Origin of the sequence: Pseudomonas sp. N-137 (genome assembly GCF_034555295.1) — a bacterium.
GTDB lineage: Bacteria > Pseudomonadota > Gammaproteobacteria > Pseudomonadales > Pseudomonadaceae > Aquipseudomonas > Aquipseudomonas rhizophila.
Genome location: NZ_JAXUDQ010000031.1, coordinates 121,793 through 141,745, shown reverse-complemented (window position 1 = coordinate 141,745; position 19,953 = coordinate 121,793). Strand labels below are relative to the sequence as shown.

The 19,953-nt window shown below is 60.8% G+C and carries 17 protein-coding genes; 7 read left to right on the top strand and 10 right to left on the bottom strand.

Features of this window, described 5'->3' with window-relative positions:
- The first annotated feature begins 36 nt into the window (after positions 1 to 36).
- The 7 genes from pqqF (at position 37) to T3A99_RS26245 (ending at position 7,885) form a co-directional block, all read left to right on the top strand.
- Complete coding sequence (pqqF, locus tag T3A99_RS26275; RefSeq protein ID WP_322834953.1) at positions 37 to 2,475, top strand: pyrroloquinoline quinone biosynthesis protein PqqF; 2,439 nt, start codon at positions 37 to 39, stop codon at positions 2,473 to 2,475.
- 171 nt (positions 2,476 to 2,646) lie between these two features.
- Positions 2,647 to 2,721, top strand: coding sequence for a pyrroloquinoline quinone precursor peptide PqqA (gene pqqA / locus T3A99_RS26270; RefSeq protein ID WP_003177660.1), 75 nt, complete (start codon positions 2,647 to 2,649; stop codon positions 2,719 to 2,721).
- Between the two features lie 81 nt (positions 2,722 to 2,802).
- Entirely contained in the window at positions 2,803 to 3,714 is a 912-nt protein-coding gene (pqqB, locus tag T3A99_RS26265; RefSeq protein WP_047228104.1) for a pyrroloquinoline quinone biosynthesis protein PqqB, read from the top strand.
- 210 nt (positions 3,715 to 3,924) lie between these two features.
- Complete coding sequence (gene pqqC / locus T3A99_RS26260; protein ID WP_047228105.1) at positions 3,925 to 4,677, top strand: pyrroloquinoline-quinone synthase PqqC; 753 nt, start codon at positions 3,925 to 3,927, stop codon at positions 4,675 to 4,677.
- The gene (gene pqqD, locus T3A99_RS26255) at positions 4,674 to 4,949 is read left to right on the top strand and encodes a pyrroloquinoline quinone biosynthesis peptide chaperone PqqD (protein ID WP_107323006.1); all 276 of its coding nucleotides are present in this window, start codon (positions 4,674 to 4,676) and stop codon (positions 4,947 to 4,949) included. Before pqqC ends, pqqD begins: the two co-directional genes overlap by 4 nt.
- Complete coding sequence (pqqE, locus tag T3A99_RS26250) at positions 4,921 to 6,090, top strand: pyrroloquinoline quinone biosynthesis protein PqqE (protein ID WP_076383424.1); 1,170 nt, start codon at positions 4,921 to 4,923, stop codon at positions 6,088 to 6,090. The genes pqqD and pqqE overlap by 29 nt, the downstream gene beginning before the upstream one ends.
- On the top strand, positions 6,056 to 7,885 hold the full coding sequence (locus T3A99_RS26245) for a S9 family peptidase (protein WP_322834952.1): 1,830 nt from the start codon (positions 6,056 to 6,058) through the stop codon (positions 7,883 to 7,885). Before pqqE ends, T3A99_RS26245 begins: the two co-directional genes overlap by 35 nt.
- Positions 7,886 to 7,955: 70 nt before the next feature.
- Here the strand turns inward: T3A99_RS26245 and T3A99_RS26240 are convergent, their stop codons facing one another.
- From T3A99_RS26240 to bioF, 10 genes are all read right to left on the bottom strand, one after another.
- Positions 7,956 to 8,114, bottom strand: coding sequence for a YqaE/Pmp3 family membrane protein (locus T3A99_RS26240; protein WP_038436734.1), 159 nt, complete (start codon positions 8,112 to 8,114; stop codon positions 7,956 to 7,958).
- Between the two features lie 332 nt (positions 8,115 to 8,446).
- Complete coding sequence (locus T3A99_RS26235) at positions 8,447 to 10,225, bottom strand: acyl-CoA dehydrogenase C-terminal domain-containing protein (protein ID WP_047228108.1); 1,779 nt, start codon at positions 10,223 to 10,225, stop codon at positions 8,447 to 8,449.
- A 219-nt stretch (positions 10,226 to 10,444) separates the two neighbouring features.
- Positions 10,445 to 12,241 carry an acyl-CoA dehydrogenase C-terminal domain-containing protein gene (locus T3A99_RS26230; protein ID WP_274090696.1) on the bottom strand — a complete coding sequence of 599 codons (1,797 nt, stop codon included), beginning with the start codon at positions 12,239 to 12,241 and terminating at the stop codon, positions 10,445 to 10,447.
- Between the two features lie 91 nt (positions 12,242 to 12,332).
- Positions 12,333 to 13,622 (bottom strand): GGDEF domain-containing protein, encoded by a 1,290-nt coding sequence (locus T3A99_RS26225; protein WP_047228110.1) that lies wholly within the window; start codon positions 13,620 to 13,622, stop codon positions 12,333 to 12,335.
- Between the two features lie 381 nt (positions 13,623 to 14,003).
- Positions 14,004 to 15,809: a phenylacyl-CoA dehydrogenase gene (locus T3A99_RS26220; protein ID WP_047228111.1), complete on the bottom strand. Its 1,806-nt coding sequence runs from the start codon at positions 15,807 to 15,809 to the stop codon at positions 14,004 to 14,006.
- 275 nt (positions 15,810 to 16,084) lie between these two features.
- Positions 16,085 to 16,381 (bottom strand): hypothetical protein, encoded by a 297-nt coding sequence (locus T3A99_RS26215; RefSeq protein ID WP_047228112.1) that lies wholly within the window; start codon positions 16,379 to 16,381, stop codon positions 16,085 to 16,087.
- A 108-nt stretch (positions 16,382 to 16,489) separates the two neighbouring features.
- Complete coding sequence (gene bioD, locus T3A99_RS26210; RefSeq protein ID WP_047228113.1) at positions 16,490 to 17,173, bottom strand: dethiobiotin synthase; 684 nt, start codon at positions 17,171 to 17,173, stop codon at positions 16,490 to 16,492.
- Positions 17,170 to 17,982 (bottom strand): malonyl-ACP O-methyltransferase BioC, encoded by an 813-nt coding sequence (bioC, locus tag T3A99_RS26205; protein ID WP_047228114.1) that lies wholly within the window; start codon positions 17,980 to 17,982, stop codon positions 17,170 to 17,172. The genes bioD and bioC overlap by 4 nt, the downstream gene beginning before the upstream one ends.
- On the bottom strand, positions 17,975 to 18,706 hold the full coding sequence (locus T3A99_RS26200) for an alpha/beta fold hydrolase (protein ID WP_047228115.1): 732 nt from the start codon (positions 18,704 to 18,706) through the stop codon (positions 17,975 to 17,977). The genes bioC and T3A99_RS26200 overlap by 8 nt, the downstream gene beginning before the upstream one ends.
- A complete protein-coding gene (gene bioF / locus T3A99_RS26195) occupies positions 18,699 to 19,877 on the bottom strand; it encodes an 8-amino-7-oxononanoate synthase (RefSeq protein WP_047228116.1) in 1,179 nt (392 codons plus the stop codon). Before bioF ends, T3A99_RS26200 begins: the two co-directional genes overlap by 8 nt.
- Positions 19,878 to 19,953 lie beyond the last annotated feature (76 nt).

The window sequence follows — 19,953 nt, the reverse complement described above, 5'->3', positions numbered from 1 at the left end:
CGCTAGCATGAGCGCTTCTCTGTTCTGGAAACGCTCATGTCGGCCGTCGATTCCTTCTGCCCCCACACTGAAACCCTGGCCAACGGCTTGCGAGTGACATTGCGCCATGTCCCCGGCCTCAAGCGCAGCGCTGCGGTGCTGCGGGTGGCGGTCGGCAGCCATGATGCGCCGCTCGCCTGGCCGGGACTGGCGCACTTGCTCGAACATCTTTTCTTCCTCGGCACTGAGCGGTTTCCCACAGAGCAGAACCTGATGACCTACGTGCAACGGCATGGCGGCCAGGTCAATGCTCGCACCAGCGATCGCACCACCGATTTCTTCTTCGAATTACCACCGGCTGCCTTTGCCGGCGGTCTGGAGCGACTCGGGGACATGCTCTCCCATCCGCGCCTGGATGAAACCGTCCAATTGCGCGAGCGAGAAGTGCTGCACGCGGAATTCATCGCCTGGTCTCAGGACCCCACGGCCCAGCGACAAGTGGCCCTGCACGAAGGACTGTCCGCAGCTCATCCACTGCGAGGTTTCCATGCGGGTAATCGCGACAGCCTCGCGGTGCAGCGGGCCGAGTTCCAAATGGCACTGCAAGACTTTTATCGAAGGTTCTACCAGAGCGGCCAAATGACGCTGAGTCTAGCGGGCCCGCAAAGCATCGAAGCCTTGAAGGCACTGGCCGAGCAGTTCAGCGGCGATGTGCCTGCGGGTGAAGCGGTCACCCGACAGCCAGCGCCGGAGCTGATGGCATCGCACCAGGCCGGTTATCAACAGGTCAGCCCAGGACGTCTCGATCTGCTGTACGCCTTCGAAGGTTTGCCCGTCGCCTCGCCGCAAGCCATGGATTTTCTCTGCACATGGCTGAACAACAGCAAACCGGGGGGCCTGCTCGCCACCTTGCGTCAACGCGGTCTGGCGGACAGCCTCAAGGCTTCGGCGCTGTACGAGTTTGCCGAGCAGGCGCTGTTGCACATCGAGTTCAAACTCGACAACGATCACGCACTGAACGACATTCAGCCATTGCTGCACGATTGGTTGGGATTTTTCGCCGCCCAGGACGACTGGGCGCCCTTGCGCGATGAGTTCAGCGCCCGCCTGCAACGTCGGCAGGAGACCGCGACGGCGTTGCAACTGGCCCGTTGGGACAATGAAGAACGTGATGTTCAACTGTCGGAAAACGATCTGTCGCGGCTCAGGGAAATTCTCAAGCAATTGCACCCGGCGGATAACGTCACCGGGCAATGGCAACTGCCCGCGCCCAACCCGTTCCTGCAAACGGCAAGCGAACCACCCCGTACCGGGTTGATACGCCGCCAGACCAGCGCCCATCGCGGTCTGCGCACCTTCGCCCAGGACCGCTCCCGGGGCCGGCGGGAACGTTCCCCCATGCAGTTCAGCCAAGGGCTGGCGGACAACACCTCGCAAGGCGCGGTGTATCTGCGCTGGCGCCTGGCGACGCTGCCCCCGCTCGACCTTTCGGCCAGGCTTGATCGGCATCTGCAGGATCTGCGTGAAGATGCGCAGCAGGCCGGCGTGGAAGTCACCTTTGAGCCCTGCGCCGACCAATGGCTGCTGAAGCTGGTTGGCCTGCAGGCACCGATGCCCTTGGTGCTCGAGCACATCCTGACGAAGCTGGGACAACCACTGCCGCCAGCGCCAGCGAAGAGCGAACCTGCGCTGATACCGATTCGACACCTGTTGAAGGAGCTGCCGATTCATTGCCAGCAAAACTCCCCATCGTCAGCCTTGGCGCTGCCTGATCGCGACAACAGCGTGTGGACGACGGCGCATTGGGACGCACTGGCCATCGGTCTCTCGGCCGCCACCCAGGGAGCAATGGGCCCGGTGCTGGCCCGGGTGCCCGGCATTGCCGGCCAGCAAGCCCAACCGACCTCCCCTTGCCGGCAGCCGATCTGGCACACCCTTCAGACCCACGGCGACGAACAGGCCGTGTTGTTGTTTTGTCCCACGCCTACCCGAGCCCTGCGCGACGAAGCCGCATGGCGGTTGCTGGCACAGCTGTGTCAAACACCGTTTTACCAGCGCCTGCGGGTCGAGTTGCAGTTGGGTTACGCAGTGTTCAGCGGTGTGAAGCAGATCGATGGGCAGACCGGTTTGTTGTTCGGTGTCCAATCACCCAGCGCCTCGGCGGCCCAGTTGATCGCCCATATCGACCAGTTCCTGAGCGGCCTGCCGGACCGTCTCCAGCAGCTCGACGATTCGACGCTGGCCAGTCAGCAGCAGGCCCTCGCCGCCCAGTTCCAGAGCGCCGCCCTACCCTGCGCCCAAGCGGCCGAACTGCTCTGGCAGGGCAAACTCGCTGGCCACCCGTCGGATTATCTTGAGCAATTGCCCGACGCCATCATGCGTGTGAATCGAGAACAGCTGATGGACGCCGTGCGGCATCTGACTAGCGCCGAAAGTGCACGCTACTGCCTGACCAATGGAGCCTGCCCTGGAGAGCCCTGGCACGCGGTGCCATGATCATTACAGTCTGTGCAATGAGCTTTCTTGGAGAATTGCAGCCAACGAATATGTCAGATTTAGTAACATAGCCGCCTAAGCATCTGAACATCTCCCTTCGGAGGTGGACTATATGTATAGGTCTCAACCGACCCATCCTGATGACAGCATCCCACCTAAAGGAGTATTTCCATGTCTTGGTCCAAACCCGCATATATCGACCTGCGTATCGGTTTCGAAGTCACCATGTACTTCGCCAGCCGTTGATTGCTGCAGGCGGTTGAACGCGCAGCACAACGCCTCGGTCAGCCGGGGCGTTTTTTATTTCGGTTTGCAGATGGAGCGGCCATGTTTGTCCAGATTCTAGGTTCCGCCGCCGGCGGCGGTTTCCCCCAGTGGAATTGCAACTGCGCCAATTGCGCAGGTTTTCGCAACGGCAGCCTGCGAGCCCAGGCACGCACTCAGTCGTCCATCGCGATTTCCGATGATGGCGTGAACTGGGTGCTGTGCAATGCCTCCCCGGACATTCGCGCCCAGCTCCAAGGATTCGCCCCGATGCAACCGGGTCGGGCACTGCGGGACACCGGTATCGGCGCCATCATTCTGATGGACAGCCAGATCGACCACACCACCGGCCTGCTCAGCCTGCGCGAAGGCTGCCCGCATCAAGTCTGGTGCACCGACATGGTCCATGAAGACCTGAGCACCGGTTTTCCGCTGTTCAACATGCTGACCCACTGGAACGGCGGGCTGAGCTGGAACCGCATCGAACTCGACCAGCCGTTCACCATCCCGGCCTGCCCGAACCTGCGCTTCACTCCCCTGCCGCTGCGCAGCGCAGCGCCGCCCTATTCACCGCACCGCTTCGATCCGCACCCAGGCGACAACATCGGCCTGATCGTCGAAGACCTGCGCACCGGCGGCAAGCTGTTTTACGCCCCAGGCCTGGGCAAAGTCGACGAGCCTTTGCTGGAGATCATGGCCGGCAGCGATTGCCTGTTGGTGGACGGCACGATGTGGGACGACGATGAAATGCAGCGTCGTGGCGTCGGCACCCGCACCGGTCGCGAGATGGGCCATCTGGCACAGAACGGGCCTGGCGGGATGATCGAAGTGCTGGAGCAACTGCCCGAGCCGCGCAAGGTCCTTATTCATATCAACAATACCAACCCGATCCTCGACGAAGACTCGCCCGAGCGGGCCGAGCTTGTACGTCGAAAGATTGAAGTGGCTTACGACGGAATGAGTATTGAGTTGTAGGACGGGCGCGACGATTGTGGGAGTGGGTGTGCGCTGAGTCAGCCAATCGCTGCTGGCGGATGAGACGCCATCGCGAGCAGGCTCGCCCCACAGAAGTTTGAGTCGTACCGGATATTTCATGCGTTACAGATCAAGTGTGGCAGCGAGCCTGCTCGCGATGGGGCCAACCCTGACGCCACAGAATCCACGGGAATTGCCCGGAGAACCGCAATGACTGACACCCCCCTGTCCCCCGCCGAGTTCGAAGCGGCCCTGCGCGCCAAGGGTGCGTATTACCACATTCATCACCCGTATCACGTGGCGATGTATGAGGGCCGCGCCACTCGCGAGCAGATCCAGGGCTGGGTCGCGAACCGTTTTTACTATCAGGTGAACATCCCGCTCAAGGATGCCGCGATCCTGGCCAACTGCCCGGACCGGGAAATCCGCCGCGAGTGGATCCAGCGCCTGCTCGACCATGACGGCGCGCCCGGCGAAGACGGCGGCATCGAAGCCTGGTTACGGCTGGGTCAGGCGGTTGGCCTGGATCCCGATCAACTGCGCTCCCAGGAGCTGGTGCTGCCGGGCGTGCGCTTCGCGGTGGATGCCTACGTCAACTTCGCCCGCCGCGCCTCTTGGCAGGAAGCCGCCAGCAGCTCCCTGACCGAAATGTTCGCACCGCAGATCCATCAGTCGCGCCTGGACAGCTGGCCGCAGCATTACCCCTGGATAGACCCCGCCGGCTACGAATATTTCCGCACCCGCCTGGGCCAGGCCCGGCGTGACGTGGAGCACGGCCTGGCGATTACCTTGCAGCATTACACCACCCGCGAAGGCCAGGAGCGCATGCTGGAGATTCTCCAGTTCAAACTGGACATCCTCTGGAGCATGCTCGATGCCATGAGCATGGCCTACGAATTGAACCGCCCGCCCTATCACAGCGTGACCGGGCAACGGGTGTGGCACAAAGGAATTACCTTATGAGTTTCGACCGCAGCAAGACCCCACGCTGGCGCCCCGGCTATCGTTTCCAGTACGAGCCGGCACAGAAGGGCCACGTGCTGCTCTATCCTGAAGGCATGATCAAGCTCAACGACAGCGCTTCGCTGATTGGCGGCCTGATCGACGGTGAACGGGATGTGGCCGCCATCATTGGCGAGTTGGCCAGACAGTTCCCCGACGTGCCGGAACTCGGTGACGACATCGAGCAATTCATGGAGGTCGCCCGTGCAGAGCATTGGATCGAACTTGTCTGACGCCACAAGCCTGCCGCCCAAGCCTGAAGTCGGCCTGCCGCTGTGGCTGCTGGCCGAGCTGACCTACCGTTGCCCGTTGCAATGCCCGTACTGCTCCAATCCGCTGGACTTCGCCGAACAGGGCAAGGAGCTGAGTACCGAGCAGTGGTTCAAGGTGTTTCGCGAGGCGCGTGAGATGGGCGCCGCGCAATTGGGCTTTTCCGGCGGCGAGCCGCTGGTGCGCCAGGACCTGGCCGAACTGATCGCCGAGGCGCGCAGGCTGGGTTTCTACACCAACCTGATCACCTCTGGCATCGGCTTGACCGAGCAGAAAATCAGCGATTTCAAAAAGGCCGGCCTCGACCACATCCAGATCAGTTTCCAGGCCAGCGACGAACAGGTGAACAACCTGCTGGCCGGTTCAAAGAAAGCCTTCGCGCAAAAACTGGAAATGGCCCGGGCGGTCAAGGCCCACGGCTATCCGATGGTGCTGAACTTCGTCACCCATCGACACAACATCGACAAGATCGACCGCATTATCGAGCTGTGCATCGCCCTTGAAGCCGACTTCGTCGAACTCGCCACCTGCCAGTTCTACGGTTGGGCACAGCTCAACCGCGTCGGCCTGCTGCCCACCCGGGAACAATTGGTGCGCGCCGAACGTATCACCAACGAATACCGCGCCAGACTGGAGGCCCAAGGGCATCCGTGCAAGTTGATCTTCGTCACCCCGGACTATTATGAAGAACGCCCCAAGGCCTGCATGAACGGCTGGGGCAGCATTTTCCTGACCGTCACGCCGGACGGCACTGCATTGCCCTGTCACGGCGCCCGTCAGATGCCCGTGCAATTTCCCAACGTGCGTGACCACAGCATGCAGCACATCTGGTACGACTCGTTCGGCTTCAATCGTTTCCGCGGCTATGACTGGATGCCCGAGCCGTGCCGCTCGTGTGATGAAAAAGAAAAGGACTTCGGCGGCTGTCGCTGCCAGGCGTTCATGCTCACGGGCGATGCGAGCAATGCCGACCCGGTGTGCAGCAAATCCGAGCATCACGGGATGATTCTTCAGGCTCGGGAAGACGCCGAGCATGCCACTCAGACGATTGAACAACTGGCCTTTCGCAATGAACGAAACTCACGCCTCATCGCCAAAGGCTGATTCTTTCAGCGCAGCCCAGGCCGTTGCGGCAGGCATCGACTTCGCTGAGCTGCAAGCCGGGCCCCTTGGACTGTTCTGGAATCAATACCGTCCCGAAGACGGTGCCTGCCGGATCTGGCATTGGCAGGATGCCAAGGCCCGATGCCTGACCCCGGACGGGTTCAGTGTCCGCAGCCGGGTTTATGAATACGGCGGCGGTTCGTTCTGCCTGAGCGACGACGGTGTGCTGTTCGTCAATGAGGCCGACCAGCAGGTGTATCACCAGTCGCTGGCCGGCGAACAGCCCGTGGCGCTGACCTCAGGTGATTGTCGATATGGCGATCTTCACTTCGCTTGCGGCCAGGTGCTGGCGGTGGAGGAGCAGGCCAATCAGCATCGCCTGGTCTCGATCGGCCTGGCAGATCATCAGCGACATCTGCTGGCCGAAGGTGCGGACTTCTACGCCGCGCCGACCTTGAGTCCAGATGGTCGACGACTGGCCTGGATTGAGTGGAGCCGCCCCCATCAACCGTGGACGTCAACGAGACTGATGCTGGCCGAGCGCAACGCTGGCGCCTGGAATGAGCCGCGTTGCGTCGCGGGCAGCGGTCACGAGGAGTCCATTCAGCAACCGCGTTTTGATGATCGCAGTCGCCTCTATTGCCTGAGCGATCGTGACGGTTATTGGCAGCCCTGGACTGAATCCGCCGACGACCTGGAGCCGCTGCCCGCCGCCGAAGCCGATCACGCCCCAGCACCCTGGCAACTGGGCGGCTGTACCTGGCTGCCGCTAGGCGAACGCGATTACCTGGCGAGCTGGACCGAGGCGGGTTTCGGGCGACTGGGCCTCTGCCGCAGTGACGGCGTATCCGAGGATTTCACCGGCGCCTATTCGCGGTTTCGCAGCCTGGCACTCGATGAGCGGTTCATTTATGCCATCGCCGCTTCGCCAATCAGCCCGTCGGCGGTGATAGCCATTGAGCGGCAAAACCATGCAGTGGTGGTGCTCGCCGGTGGCGTTGCGCCGTTGCCCGTCGAACACATCAGTCGCCCCCGAACCCTGCGCTATCCCTCGGCTTCCAGCCAAGCCCATGGGTTCTTTTACCCGGCCATGAACACCGAAGAGAAGCCGCCATTGGCGGTGTTCATCCATGGCGGACCGACCTCGGCGTGTTATCCCATTTTTGATCCGCGCATCCAGTACTGGACCCAGCGCGGCTTTGCCGTAGCCGATCTCAATTACCGCGGCAGCAGCGGTTATGGCCGGGCCTATCGACAGGCGCTGTATTTGAATTGGGGGGTGGTGGACGTCGAGGATGCCTGCGCGGTGGTCACGTACCTTGAGGAACAAGGCTTGATCAATGGCCGTCGCGCGTTCATTCGTGGCGGCAGTGCCGGCGGCTACACGACTCTTTGCGCCCTGGCGTTCCATGACGTGTTCCGCGCCGGCGCCAGTCTCTATGGTGTCAGCGACCCCGTCGCCCTGGGTCATGCCACGCACAAATTCGAAGGCGATTATCTGGATTGGTTGATCGGCGACCCGCAACAGGACGCCGAACGCTACCGGGACCGCACGCCACTGCTGCACGCTGATCAGATCCGCACCCCGGTGATATTTTTCCAGGGTGAACTGGATGCCGTGGTCGTGCCGCAGCAAACACGCGATATGGTCGAGGCATTGCAGAACAACGGCATCGCGGTAGAAGCGCATTACTACGCCGATGAGCGCCATGGCTTTCGCAAGGCGATCAACCAGGCTCATGCGCTGGAACATGAATGGTTGTTCTATCGCAGGGTGATGGATGGCCCCCTATAGGGCAAATGCAAAACCAAATGTGGGAGCGAGCCTGCTCGCTCCCACAGGGGATTTGTGCAAACCAACAAATTCAGCGCTTGGCGATGATGTACACCGCATGCACGATACCCGGGATGTAACCCAACAGAGTCAGCAGGATGTTGAGCCAGAATGCCCCGCCGAAGCCCACTTGCAGAAACACACCCAACGGCGGCAGCAGGATGGCGATGATGATTCGAATGATATCCATGGATGACTCCTGATTGGCGATGGCCACATTGCCATATAGCACATGGACACCCGACCGCTCGTCAGGGTTCAGTGAGAAGCCATCCAGAAGGGATAAAGCGCGGGAAGATAAAAACGCGGACAAAAGAAAACCCCGCCGAAGCGGGGCTTTGCAGACTGTTTCCCTGACATCCATTTCGCTCCGCCATCCTGGCAGAATCCTACGTGTCCGTGTTTTTGCTTTGCGCATCCTGCGCGACGTCCATGTGAAGTAGATTAGCTCTGGATCCAATCAGCCGATAGAGGGAAAACGCCAGCACGGCGTGTAAGCATTTGCTTACACGCCGTCAGATTTCAAAACTGCCCAGCGTCCAGCAGGAACAGTGACTCGCTACCCGCCTTCACCGAGGCACTCAGGGAGTGGATGCGCGGCAGCAGACGGGCGAAGTAGAACCGCGCCGTGCCCAGTTTGCTCGCATAGAAATCATCCTGCGCTTCTTTGCCCAAGGCCGCCTTGGCCATCAGTGCCCACATATAGGCGTAGGCGGTGTAGCCGAACGCCTGGAGGTATTCCACCGAAGCCGCGCCGATTTCGTTCGGGTTGCTTTTCGCCCGGTCCAGCAGCCATTCGGTCAGCTCATCCAGCGTACCGACAGCGTCGTTCAACGGCTTGGTGAACTCGGCCAGATCACTGCTCGCGGTAGCCGTGAAGTGGCGGATTTCGTCAGCGAACAGCTTGTAGAACACCCCGCCACTGCCGACGATCTTGCGCCCTACCAGGTCCAGCGCCTGGATACCGTTGGTGCCTTCGTAGATCTGGGTGATGCGCACGTCACGCACCAGTTGCTCCTGACCCCATTCGCGAATGTAGCCGTGGCCGCCGAAAATCTGCTGGCCATGGACAGTGGTTTCCAGTCCCAGATCAGTCAGGAACGCCTTCGCCACCGGGGTCAGCAAGGCCACCAGATCTTCGGCACGCTTGCGGGTGGCCGGGTCTTCGCTGAACTTGGCGGTGTCCAGTTGCATCGCCACGTAGGTGGAAAATGCCCGGCCACCTTCGTTCGAAGCTTTCATGGTCAGCAACATCCGGCGCACGTCCGGGTGGACGATGATCGGGTCAGCGACTTTGTCTTTGTTCTGCGCACCGGTTGGCGAACGACTTTGCAGGCGGTCACGGGCGTATTCGATGGCGTTCTGGTAGGAGCGCTCACCGGTGGCCAGGCCCTGGATACCCACACCCAAACGCTCGTAGTTCATCATGGTGAACATCGCCGCCAGGCCTTTGTTCGGCTCGCCGACCAGATAACCCACGGCGTCGTCGAAGTTCATCACACAGGTGGCGGACGCCTGGATGCCCATCTTGTGTTCGATCGACCCGCAATTGGCCGCGTTACGCGCCCCCAGGCTGCCGTCGGCATTGACCAGGAACTTGGGCACCAGGAACAGCGAGATGCCTTTAGGGCCTGCCGGTGCGTCCGGCAACTTTGCCAGCACCAGGTGGATGATGTTTTCGGTGAGGTCGTGTTCGCCGCCAGTAATGAAGATCTTGGTGCCGCTGACCTTGTAGGAACCATCGGCCTGAGGTTCGGCCTTGGTGCGAATGATGCCCAGGTCCGTACCGGCATGCGGCTCAGTCAGGCACATGGAACCAGCCCAGACGCCGGCGTACATGTTCGGCAGGTAGGCTGCTTTCAGCTCTTCACTGGCGTGAGCATTGATCGACAGGCAAGCCCCGGCGGTCAGCATGGGGTACAGGCCGAAGGACAGGCTGGCGGAGTTGACCATTTCTTCGACCTGAGCCGAAACAGCCTTGGGCATGCCCATGCCGCCGTAGGTCGGATCACCACCGACACCGACCCAGCCGCCTTCAGCGTAAGTCTTGTAGGCCTGTGGGAAACCGGCTGGCGTGGTGACGGCACCGTCAGCCCAGTGGCAACCTTCTTCGTCAGCTGCACGGCTGAGGGGGGCAACGCTTTTGCTGGTGACTTTGCCGGCTTCCTCAAGGATCGCCTCGACGGTTTCAGCGTCTACGGTCTCGGCCAGCGCCGGCAGTTGAGCCCAGAGCTTCGCGACCTCGAACACTTCATTGAGGACGAAGCGCATATCGCGCAGGGGCGCTTTGTAGTCAGCCATGGCAAACCTCGCAAGATCTAAACAATTGGTTCGTAAGAAAACGGTTTTTGCAGTGGCCTGAGTGTACCCCAACAACTTTTGCGACACATAGGGTCAGCCAGTGACTGTTTTGTTATTTTTAGTCACCAAAGAAAAGATCGCAGGCTTCGCCAGTTCCTACAGGGAATATGCGCACGTCTGTAGGCGCTGGCGAAGCCTGCGATCTTTGTCCCCCTCACATCAGAGGGCAAACAACTCCGCCGGCAGCTTCATCAAGCAATCGCTCCCCGCCTCAACCGCGGCCCGATGGGCAGCGGTCCTTGGCAGCAGGCGCTTGAAGTAAAACTCACAGGTCGCCAGTTTGCCCCGGCAGAAATCAGCGTCACCTTCGCCTGCATCCAGTTGCGCCTGGGCCACCAACGCCATGCGCAACCACAGATAGGCCAGGATGATGTAACCGCTGTACATCAGATAGTCCACCGAAGCGGCGCCGACTTCATCGGGGTTCTTCATGGCCGCCATGCCAACCCGGGTGGTCAGTTCGCCCCATTGCTGGTTGAGCCCGTTGAGTTGCGCGACGTAATCCTTGAGCCGTGGATGTTCAGCGTTGGCGGCGCAGAACTTATGGACGATTTTGGTGAACCCTCGCAGCAACTTGCCCTGGCTGCCCAGCACCTTGCGCCCCAATAGATCCAAGGCCTGGATGCCGTTGGTGCCTTCATAGATCGGCGCAATACGGCAGTCGCGCACCAGCTGTTCCATGCCCCACTCACGAATGAAACCATGGCCGCCAAACACCTGCATGCCGTGGTTGGTCACTTCCAGGCCAGTATCGGTCATGAAAGCCTTGCAGATCGGGGTGAGGAACGCCAGCAGGTCTTCGGCCTCCTGGCGGGCGGTTTCGTCGCTGCTCAGGTGTGCGATATCCAGCAGTTGCGCGGTGAAGTAAGTCAGCGCCCGGTTGCCCTCGTTGAAGGCTTTCATGGTCAGCAACATCCGGCGCACATCGGGGTGGACGATGATCGGATCGGCGGCTTTTTCCGGCGCCTTGGGGCCGGTCAGCGAGCGCATCTGCAAACGGTCGTTGGCATATTTGATCGCGCCCTGGAAGCTCGCTTCCCCGAGGCACAGGCCCTGCATGCCGGTGCCCAGCCGGGCATGGTTCATCATGGTGAACATGCAGTTCAGACCCTTGTTCGGCTCGCCGATCAAGAATCCCTTGGCCCCGTCGAAATTAAGCACGCAGGTGGCGGACGCCTTGATGCCCATCTTGTGCTCGATCGAGCCGCAGGAGACGCCATTGCGCGGTCCCGCTTCGCCACTGGCGTCTGGCAGGAACTTGGGCACGATGAACAGCGAGATACCTTTGGTCCCGGCAGGCGCATCCGGCAGTTTGGCGAGCACCAAGTGAATGATGTTGTCGCTCATGTCGTGTTCGCCGGCGGAAATGAAAATCTTGCTGCCGGTAATCGCGTAGCTGCCATCGGCCTGAGGCAAGGCTCGGGTCTTGATGATGCCCAGGTCCGTGCCGCAATGGGCTTCGGTGAGGCACATCGTGCCGGTCCATTGACCGGCCGTGAGCTTGGTGAGGTAGGCCTGTTTCTGCTCTTCGGTGCCGTGGGCATGAATGGCCGACATCGCACCATGGGTCAGGCCCGGGTACATGCCCCAGGAGGTGTTGCTAGAGCCGACCATTTCGCTGATGACCAGGCCCAGGGAACTGGGCAATCCTTGGCCGCCGTAAGTCGGGTCCGCCGCCAGGCCGTGCCAGCCGCCCTCCACGTACTGTGCGAACGCCTGCTTGAAGCCTGTAGGCGTGGTGACCACGCCGTTGTCGAAATGGCAGCCTTCTTCGTCACCGGAGCGATTGAGCGGCGCCAGCACATTCTCACAGAACCTGGCGCCTTCCTCGAGGATCGCGCTGACCATGTCCGGGCTGGCATCGCTGGCGCCCAGTTCGGCATAGCGGCCAGGGAAATCGAAGACGTGATCGATCAGAAAGCGCATGTCGCGCAGCGGGGCTTTGTACTCGGGCATGGTGGTCTTCTCCGGTAACAGGTCGTTCAAACCTACTGCCGGCCACCGAGGCTCACAATCACAGTCCAGACGCTGAATGCGCCATCATCACTCAACCCGCGGCCGCTTCCATGCGCACCGCACCGCGACGGTTCTGCCCATAGGCAATCACACAGTTACGCCCGGCTCCCTTGGCGTTGTAGAGAGCCTGGTCAGCGGATTTGAGCACTTCTTCGGGGGTGCGCTGTTCGATGCGCTCGGCCACACCGATGCTGACCGTCACCGATACACTGGATGCCCCGGCACCGGCACGACGCTGGCGACCTTGTTGATCATCCTGGGGACGACTGTCGGGATTGCGTAGCTGGATGCTGTAGTTCGCGATGGATTCGCGAATGACTTCCAGATGAGGCATGCACTCTTCGATGGTTTTTCCTGCGAATACCAGCGCAAATTCCTCTCCACCGTAGCGATAAGCCCTACCGCCACCGCTGATTTTCGACAGTTTGCTGGCGACCAGACGCAACACCTGGTCGCCCACGTCGTGGCCGTGGGTGTCATTGAATTTCTTGAAATGGTCCACGTCGCTCATCGCCAAGACATAATTGCGACCCAGGCGCTGCATGCGCTCATTCAGTGCCCGACGCCCCGGCAGGCCGGTCAGTTCGTCACGGAACGCCATCTGATAAGCCTCGTGGGCGACCGCCGCCGCGATCATCAGCATCACCTGGCTGCACATGATGTTCAGGGTGAATGGCAGGATGAAGGTCTTGGGCAACATCCAGAACACGCCGAGCAAACCCACCAATTGCGCGGCATGCAACGGTCGCGGATGGCGCCAGTATTGCCAGGCCAGCAACACAAAGGCGGCGATGAACACCGGGTAGGACAACTGGATCAGGCTCATCCAGGCACCGTGCAACGCTGGCCAGCGGATCTCCGAAAGCCACAACAGCAGTGCCTGGGGAAAACTTTGCTCCAGGGCCAGCGCCACGCTTCCAAAGATCAGCAGCACCGCGAACCGCGCCACCATGTCCTGGAACAAATGAGTCCGCTCCTGCCACGCGGCGAACAGGCCAAATAACAGCGGCAACAACAGGCAGACGAGGTGAAACACCACCGCTGCGTCATCGCGCACCTTGCCGTTGTCGCGATAGAAGTCGGTCTGGGTGTCCAGCAGGAAATAGGCGATGTACACCGTGATCATCAGAAACAGCTCACGCTGACGTCGGTAAACGGCGCAGTACGCCCCTCCGAGCAACAACACCAATGTAGGAAGAACGTTGAACAGGGAGGTGAAAAAGACATTGAGATCCTTGACGTAGGCAGCCGCAAGCCCCGCCAGCAATAGCACCAATGATGGTAGGAAATGACTGAGACGTACAGCGGAAGAACGCGGCAAGGGTAAAGCTCCGACCGGGCTGAGCGAAGATGGCATTGTGCCTGCAACTGGAGTAGTAAGGCACGCAAGATGTGACAGATGTCACACTGCCATCGCTGTAACGGCAGAGGGAACGGTTTTCTTAGGGTTGGGTTGGATGAATATTGTTTCAGGATCACTGTTGATCTGTGTGGGAGCGAGCTTGCTCGCGATGGCGTTTGTTCAATAGACATCTCCATGGGCTGACACACCACTATCGCGAGCAAGCTCGCTCCCACAAGGGCCCGCGGTGGATACATATTTTGTGGCTATTGAACATTCCAATGTGGGATTTGCAGCGAGCATGAAAAAGCCGCTGCTCCCGAAGGAAGCAGCGGCTTTTTTAGAAGAACCGCGTAAGGCTTAGTAACCCAGTGCGAAGTCTTCTTCTTTCATGTCCATCAGGTTGTTGGCGCCCGACAACATGGTTGCCACGTGAGTGCGGGTGCGTGGCAGGATGCGCTGGAAGTAGAAGCGCGCGGTCTGCAGCTTGGCGGTGTAGAAAGCTTCTTCGGTGGTGCCGGCGGCGAGTTTTTCCGCCGCCAGGCGCGCCATGTCAGCCCAGAAGTAGGCCAGGCAGGCGTAACCGGAGTACATCAGGTAATCCACCGAGGCCGCGCCAACTTCTTCGCGGTCTTTCATGGCCGCCATACCGACCTTCATGGTCAGCTCGCCCCATTCCTTGTTCAGCGCAGCCAGAGGTTCTACGAACTCTTTGACCGCGTCGTTGCCTTCGTTGCTTTGGCAGAACTTGTGAACGATCTTGGTGAAGCCCTTGAGCGCTTCGCCCTGGGTCATCAGCACTTTGCGGCCCAGCAGGTCGAGGGCCTGGATGCCGGTGGTGCCTTCGTACAGCATCGAAATGCGGCTGTCGCGAACGTTCTGCTCCATGCCCCACTCAGCGATGAAACCGTGACCGCCATAAATCTGCACGCCGTGGTTGGCCGATTCGAAGCCGACTTCAGTCATGAACGCCTTGGCGATCGGCGTCATGAACGCCAGCAGTGCATCGGCTTTTTTCTTCTCTTCTTCATCGACGCCGTACTTGACGATGTCCACTTGCTTGGCAGTGAAGTAAACCATCGCCCGGTTACCTTCGGCGAAGGCCTTCATGGTCAGCAGCATGCGACGCACGTCGGGGTGCACGATGATCGGGTCGGCAGCCTTGTCCGGCGCTTTCGGGCCAGTCAGGGAACGCATTTGCAGACGGTCACGGGCGTACTTCAGGCCACCCTGGAAACCGATTTCGGCATGAGCCAGACCTTGCAGCGCGGTGCCCAGGCGTGCGGTGTTCATGAAGGTGAACATGCAGTTCAAGCCTTTGTTCGCCGGGCCAATCAGGAAACCGGTGGCCGCGTCAAAGTTCATCACGCAAGTGGCGTTGCCGTGGATGCCCATCTTGTGTTCCAGCGAACCGCAGCTCACCGCATTGCGCTGACCGATGGAGCCGTCGGCGTTAGGCAGGAACTTGGGAACGATGAACAGCGAAATACCTTTGGTACCGGCCGGTGCGTCTGGCAGGCGTGCCAGAACGATGTGGACGATGTTGTCGGCCATGTCGTGTTCGCCGGCCGAAATGAAGATCTTGGTGCCGCTGACCTTGTACGAACCGTCGGCCTGAGGCTCGGCCTTGGTGCGCAGCATGCCCAGGTCAGTGCCGCAGTGCGGCTCGGTCAGGCACATGGTCCCGGTCCATTCGCCGGAAACCAGCTTGGTCAGGTAGGCCTCTTGCTGCTCGGGCGTACCGTGCTCGGAAATAGTGTTCATCGCGCCATGGGACAGGCCTGGGTACATGCCCCACGACCAGTTGGCTTCGCCGACCATCTCGCTGACCGCCAGGCCCAGGGACTCCGGCAGGCCTTGACCACCATGCTCAACGTCGTGGGCCAGGCTTGGCCAGCCGCCTTCGACGAATTGCTTGTAGGCTTCCTTGAAGCCGCTCGGGGTCTTCACACCGGATTCGCTCCAGGTGCAGCCCTCGATGTCGCCCACACGGTTCAGCGGTGCCAGCACCTGCTCACAAAACTTGGCGCCTTCTTCAAGAATGGCGTCAACCATGTCTGGCGTTGCGTCCTGGCAAGCCGGAAGGCTCTGATAGTGCGCTTCATAGCCAAGCAGTTCGTCACGAACGAAGCGAATATCACGCAAGGGGGCCTTGTAGTCAGGCATAGCGATAAACCTCTGCTGATGTAACCGGGAATGAACGACCGCATGGATTTATTGTGACGGTCAAACAGTTGTTTGAAACATACGTTTACGCCTAAATCTTGTCAAGCGTCGATCTTTTGCCGTTCGTCATCGTCCCGGAAAAAATCCCAGGCACAGCAATTCACCGCAGCGAAACACTCACAGCGTCCGTAGGAAAAGATTAGTTGAGCCAGAAGGAGTTAGAGACGAAAACGCCGCGAATAATCGCGGCGTTCAGGCAAACCTGAGGTAGAGAATCAGGCGAAAGTGTCGATCAACGTACCGAGCATTTCATCGGAAGCCTTGGCCACGTTCACGCCCAGTTCGACCTGAAACTTGCCCTGGGACATTTCAACCATGTTGCTGGCCAAGTCCGATTGCTGGCTGCGATCCACCGACCGCAAACGATCGACTTGCAGTTCGGACGACTGACTGGTGACCGAACGCTCGATTGTATTGTTGGCAATCTGGCTCGAGGCCTGATCGACACGGTTCTGCCCTGTCTGAATAGTGCTCAGACCGGCATAGAACGCGGTATTTCCTGAGATTTCCATGGCAGAACTCGTCTTCTTGAAGGGTAGACAGCGGACATTGAAACAGAAGCCTGGGGAAAAGACCCGACAAAAACACTAATGGCACAGTGCCTTGTCATAGTGAAAACCTTAGTAGTCCAGCAAATCCAGGTGCAGATGCGCAGCCACGGCTTCGGCGGTGATGCCCTTGATTCTCGGCACACGCCCCAAGCACGGCGCCGGCAGGCGTTCGGCCAGGGTCGCCAGATTTTCTTCCAGCCGCGATGTCTTGGGGTCGATGATATTGGCCACCCAACCCGCCAGTTGCAGGCCGTCCCGGGCGATGGCCTCGGCGGTCAACAGGGCGTGGCTGATGCAGCCCAGGCGCACGCCCACCACCAGGATCACCGGTAGCCCCAGCGCCATCGCCAAGTCCGAGAGGTTGTCCTGATCGGCCAGCGGAACGCGCCAGCCGCCCGCGCCTTCGATCAGAGTGAAATCGGCCTCCAAGGCCAACACTTCACGCATCGGCCCCAGCAACGATTGCACAGTCAAGGCCACGCCGGCTTCCCGAGCGGCCAGGTGAGGCGCGATGGCCGGCTCGAACGCCACCGGATTGACCTGGGCATACTCAAGCGGCACCGAGCATTCGGCCAACAGCGCCAAGGCATCGGCGTTGCGCAGGCCCTTGGGCGTTACTTCACAACCAGAGGCCACGGGCTTACCCGCGGCGGTGCTCATGCCAGCCTGTCGCGCAGCATGCAGCAGGCCAGCCGCGACGGTGGTTTTGCCCACGTCGGTGTCGGTACCGGTGATGAAATAAGCCTGGCTCATAGCGGTTTCTCCAGCACGGCGTAAACCACCCGGTAGGTCGCGGGCAAACCCTGTACCTGACGAAACTGTTCGTAAGCGTCAACCAGTGCGAGGATCCGCGCCCTGCCCGTCAACCCGCCGGGCCGGCCGGGGTTCAGATTGTGGGCGCCGAGGGCTTTCAATTCATGGGTCAGACCGCGCACGTCCGGGTAATACATCACATGGGGACGGTTTTCCAGGCTGATAACGTTCAGCCCGCTGGCCTCACATAGCTGTTGATACGTTTCGAACCCGCGAAAACGGTTGACGTGCACCAGGCCATCCACCTGACGCCAGCTGTCGCGCAGTTCGTACAACGTGCCGACGCAAAGGCTTGTAAAGGCAAACACGCCACCGGGTTTCAAAACCCGATGGACTTCGTTCAACACCGAGGCAAAATCCGCGCACCACTGCACCGCCAGGCTGGAGAACACCAGATCGCAACTGGAGGCCTGCAAGGGCAACCGCTCGGCATCACCGGCTATAAAGTGCGCAGCCCCGCCCTGAGGGCGAGCATGGTTGAGCATACCTTCGGCGATATCCAGCGCCAACCCGGTCACCTCGCCGAAGCGCGTACCCAGCGCCCTCGTGAAATAGCCGGTGCCACAACCCAGGTCCATCCAGCGCTCAGGCATGATCGAAGCAGGCAGCCGGTCCAGCAACTGCTGGCCTACGTCGCGCTGCAGCTCGGCCACGCTGTCGTAACTGGTCGCCGCCCGGGAAAACGAGGCCGCCACCTGGCGCTTGTCCGGCAAGGCACCGGGCAATTTGGCAACAGACAAATCAGTCATCATCGGACTCATGCAAAAAAGCCTGAATCGCCCCCGCCACACCGTGAGGGTCTTCCAGAGGGAATCCGTGGCCGGTCTGTTCGATCAGACCGATTTCAACATCGGGCAGCAACACCAGCAATTCACCCGCTGCCTCAGCCGGTACCAGCGCGTCGAGCCCGGCAAACACGTGGAGCTGCGGGCCGCCGAAGCCCTGCAAGGCGGCGCGGGTATCCAGTTGCGCCAGCAGCTCGAGCCCGGCCATCAACACATTGGGCGAAGTGACTGGCGCACCCGCCAGCAACAATCGCGACAAGCCGCGCGGATCGCTGCAACCCTGGGCACATAACAAACTGAAGCGCTTGAGGGTCTGGCGCGGGTCGGCGGCGCACCCGGCGAGAAACCCATCAAAGGTTTCACCGGCCATCGCGCTCGGCCATTGATCGTGGGCCACGAAAGAAGGGTTGCTCGCCAGGGTCAACAAGCCGCAACAGCGCTCGCCCCGACGCGCCGCCAGCTCGCCGGCCAGCATGCCGCCCAGCGACCAGCCACCCAACCAGGCATCCTGGGGCAATGTGGCATCCAGCTCATCGAGCCATTCATTGAGGTCGCTTGAGGTCAGTGCCGGCAACGGCTCGATCTCGACCCGCAGATGTTCATCGAGCCCTTGCAGCGCAGCCGCCAGAGGCTCCAGCGGGGAAACGCCCAAGCCCCAACCAGGCAGCAATATCAGTCGATCACGCATGGCTTGGCTCCGGTCCCAGTTGTGCAAAACACTCGGCCAATGCCTCCAGCAGTAGCTGCACCTGAGCCTCACTGTGAGCGGCGGTCAAGGTCACGCGCAGACGAGCGCTGCCGGCCGGCACGGTGGGTGGGCGGATCGCAGTGACCATCAGTCCCCGCTCACGCAGCATCTGCGACAAGCGCATCGCCCGCCCCGCATCGCCGATCAGGATCGGCTGGATCGGCGTGAAACTGTCCATCAATTGCAGGCCGATCTGCTCGGCACCGTGGCGAAACTGGCGGATCAGCACCTGCAAATGTTCGCGCCGCCAATGCTCGCTGCGCAGCAGCTCAAGGCTCTTGAGCGTAGCGCAGGCCAGGGCCGGCGGTTGACTGGTGGTGTAGATGTAGGGACGAGCGAACTGGATCAGGCTTTCGATCAGGTCTTCACTGCCGGCGACAAAAGCACCGGCAGTACCGAAGGCTTTGCCCAGGGTGCCGACCAATACCGGCACGTCATCCTGGCTCAGGCCAAAATGTTCGACGATCCCGCCGCCATTGGCCCCCAACGGGCCGAAACCGTGGGCATCATCGACCATCAGCCAGGCGCCCTTGGCCCTGGCTGCACGGGCCAGGGCCGGCAGATCGGCGATGTCACCGTCCATGCTGAACACACCATCGGTAACCACCAACGTATTGCCGGTGGCTTTCTCCAGACGGTTGGCCAGGCTCTGGGCATCGTTGTGCAGGTAACGGTTGAAGCGCGCGCCGGACAGCAACCCGGCGTCGAGCAACGAAGCGTGGTTGAGTCGATCCTCCAGCACCGTATCACCCTGCCCCACCAGTGCGGTGACAGCGCCAAGGTTGGCCATGTAGCCGGTGGTGAACAGCAGTGCCCGCGGGCGGCCAGTCAAGTCAGCCAGGGCTTCTTCCAGGGCATGATGAGGCCCGCTGTGGCCGATCACCAGATGGGAAGCACCGCCACCCACGCCCCATCGCGCCGCACCGGCGCGCCAGGCTTCGATCACTTGCGGATGATTGGCCAGGCCCAGGTAATCATTGTTGCAGAACGCCAGCAGCGGCTGGCCGTCCACCACCACCTCTGGCCCCTGCGGGCTTTCGAGCAGCGGGCGCTGGCGATAGAGGTTTTCGGCACGACGGGCAGTCAGGCGTGCGGCGAGATCGAAGGGCATGCAGGCCTCGGGGTGAACCGCTATTTAAAGACTGGAGGAGATCCCCCTGTGGGAGCGAGCCTGCTCGCGATAGCGG

What these genes read in the sequence shown, in the direction of transcription:
- pqqF (WP_322834953.1), top strand. Translation starts at nt 37, where the DNA reads ATGTCGGCCGTCGATTCCTTCTGCCCCCACACTGAAACCCTGGCCAAC.
- pqqB (WP_047228104.1), top strand. Translation starts at nt 2,803, where the DNA reads ATGTTTGTCCAGATTCTAGGTTCCGCCGCCGGCGGCGGTTTCCCCCAG.
- pqqC (WP_047228105.1), top strand. Translation starts at nt 3,925, where the DNA reads ATGACTGACACCCCCCTGTCCCCCGCCGAGTTCGAAGCGGCCCTGCGC.
- pqqD (WP_107323006.1), top strand. Translation starts at nt 4,674, where the DNA reads ATGAGTTTCGACCGCAGCAAGACCCCACGCTGGCGCCCCGGCTATCGT.
- T3A99_RS26245 (WP_322834952.1), top strand. Translation starts at nt 6,056, where the DNA reads ATGAACGAAACTCACGCCTCATCGCCAAAGGCTGATTCTTTCAGCGCA.
- T3A99_RS26240 (WP_038436734.1), bottom strand. Translation starts at nt 8,114, where the DNA reads ATGGATATCATTCGAATCATCATCGCCATCCTGCTGCCGCCGTTGGGT.
- T3A99_RS26235 (WP_047228108.1), bottom strand. Translation starts at nt 10,225, where the DNA reads ATGGCTGACTACAAAGCGCCCCTGCGCGATATGCGCTTCGTCCTCAAT.
- T3A99_RS26230 (WP_274090696.1), bottom strand. Translation starts at nt 12,241, where the DNA reads ATGCCCGAGTACAAAGCCCCGCTGCGCGACATGCGCTTTCTGATCGAT.
- T3A99_RS26220 (WP_047228111.1), bottom strand. Translation starts at nt 15,809, where the DNA reads ATGCCTGACTACAAGGCCCCCTTGCGTGATATTCGCTTCGTTCGTGAC.
- T3A99_RS26215 (WP_047228112.1), bottom strand. Translation starts at nt 16,381, where the DNA reads ATGGAAATCTCAGGAAATACCGCGTTCTATGCCGGTCTGAGCACTATT.
- bioD (WP_047228113.1), bottom strand. Translation starts at nt 17,173, where the DNA reads ATGAGCCAGGCTTATTTCATCACCGGTACCGACACCGACGTGGGCAAA.
- bioC (WP_047228114.1), bottom strand. Translation starts at nt 17,982, where the DNA reads ATGACTGATTTGTCTGTTGCCAAATTGCCCGGTGCCTTGCCGGACAAG.
- T3A99_RS26200 (WP_047228115.1), bottom strand. Translation starts at nt 18,706, where the DNA reads ATGCGTGATCGACTGATATTGCTGCCTGGTTGGGGCTTGGGCGTTTCC.
- bioF (WP_047228116.1), bottom strand. Translation starts at nt 19,877, where the DNA reads ATGCCCTTCGATCTCGCCGCACGCCTGACTGCCCGTCGTGCCGAAAAC.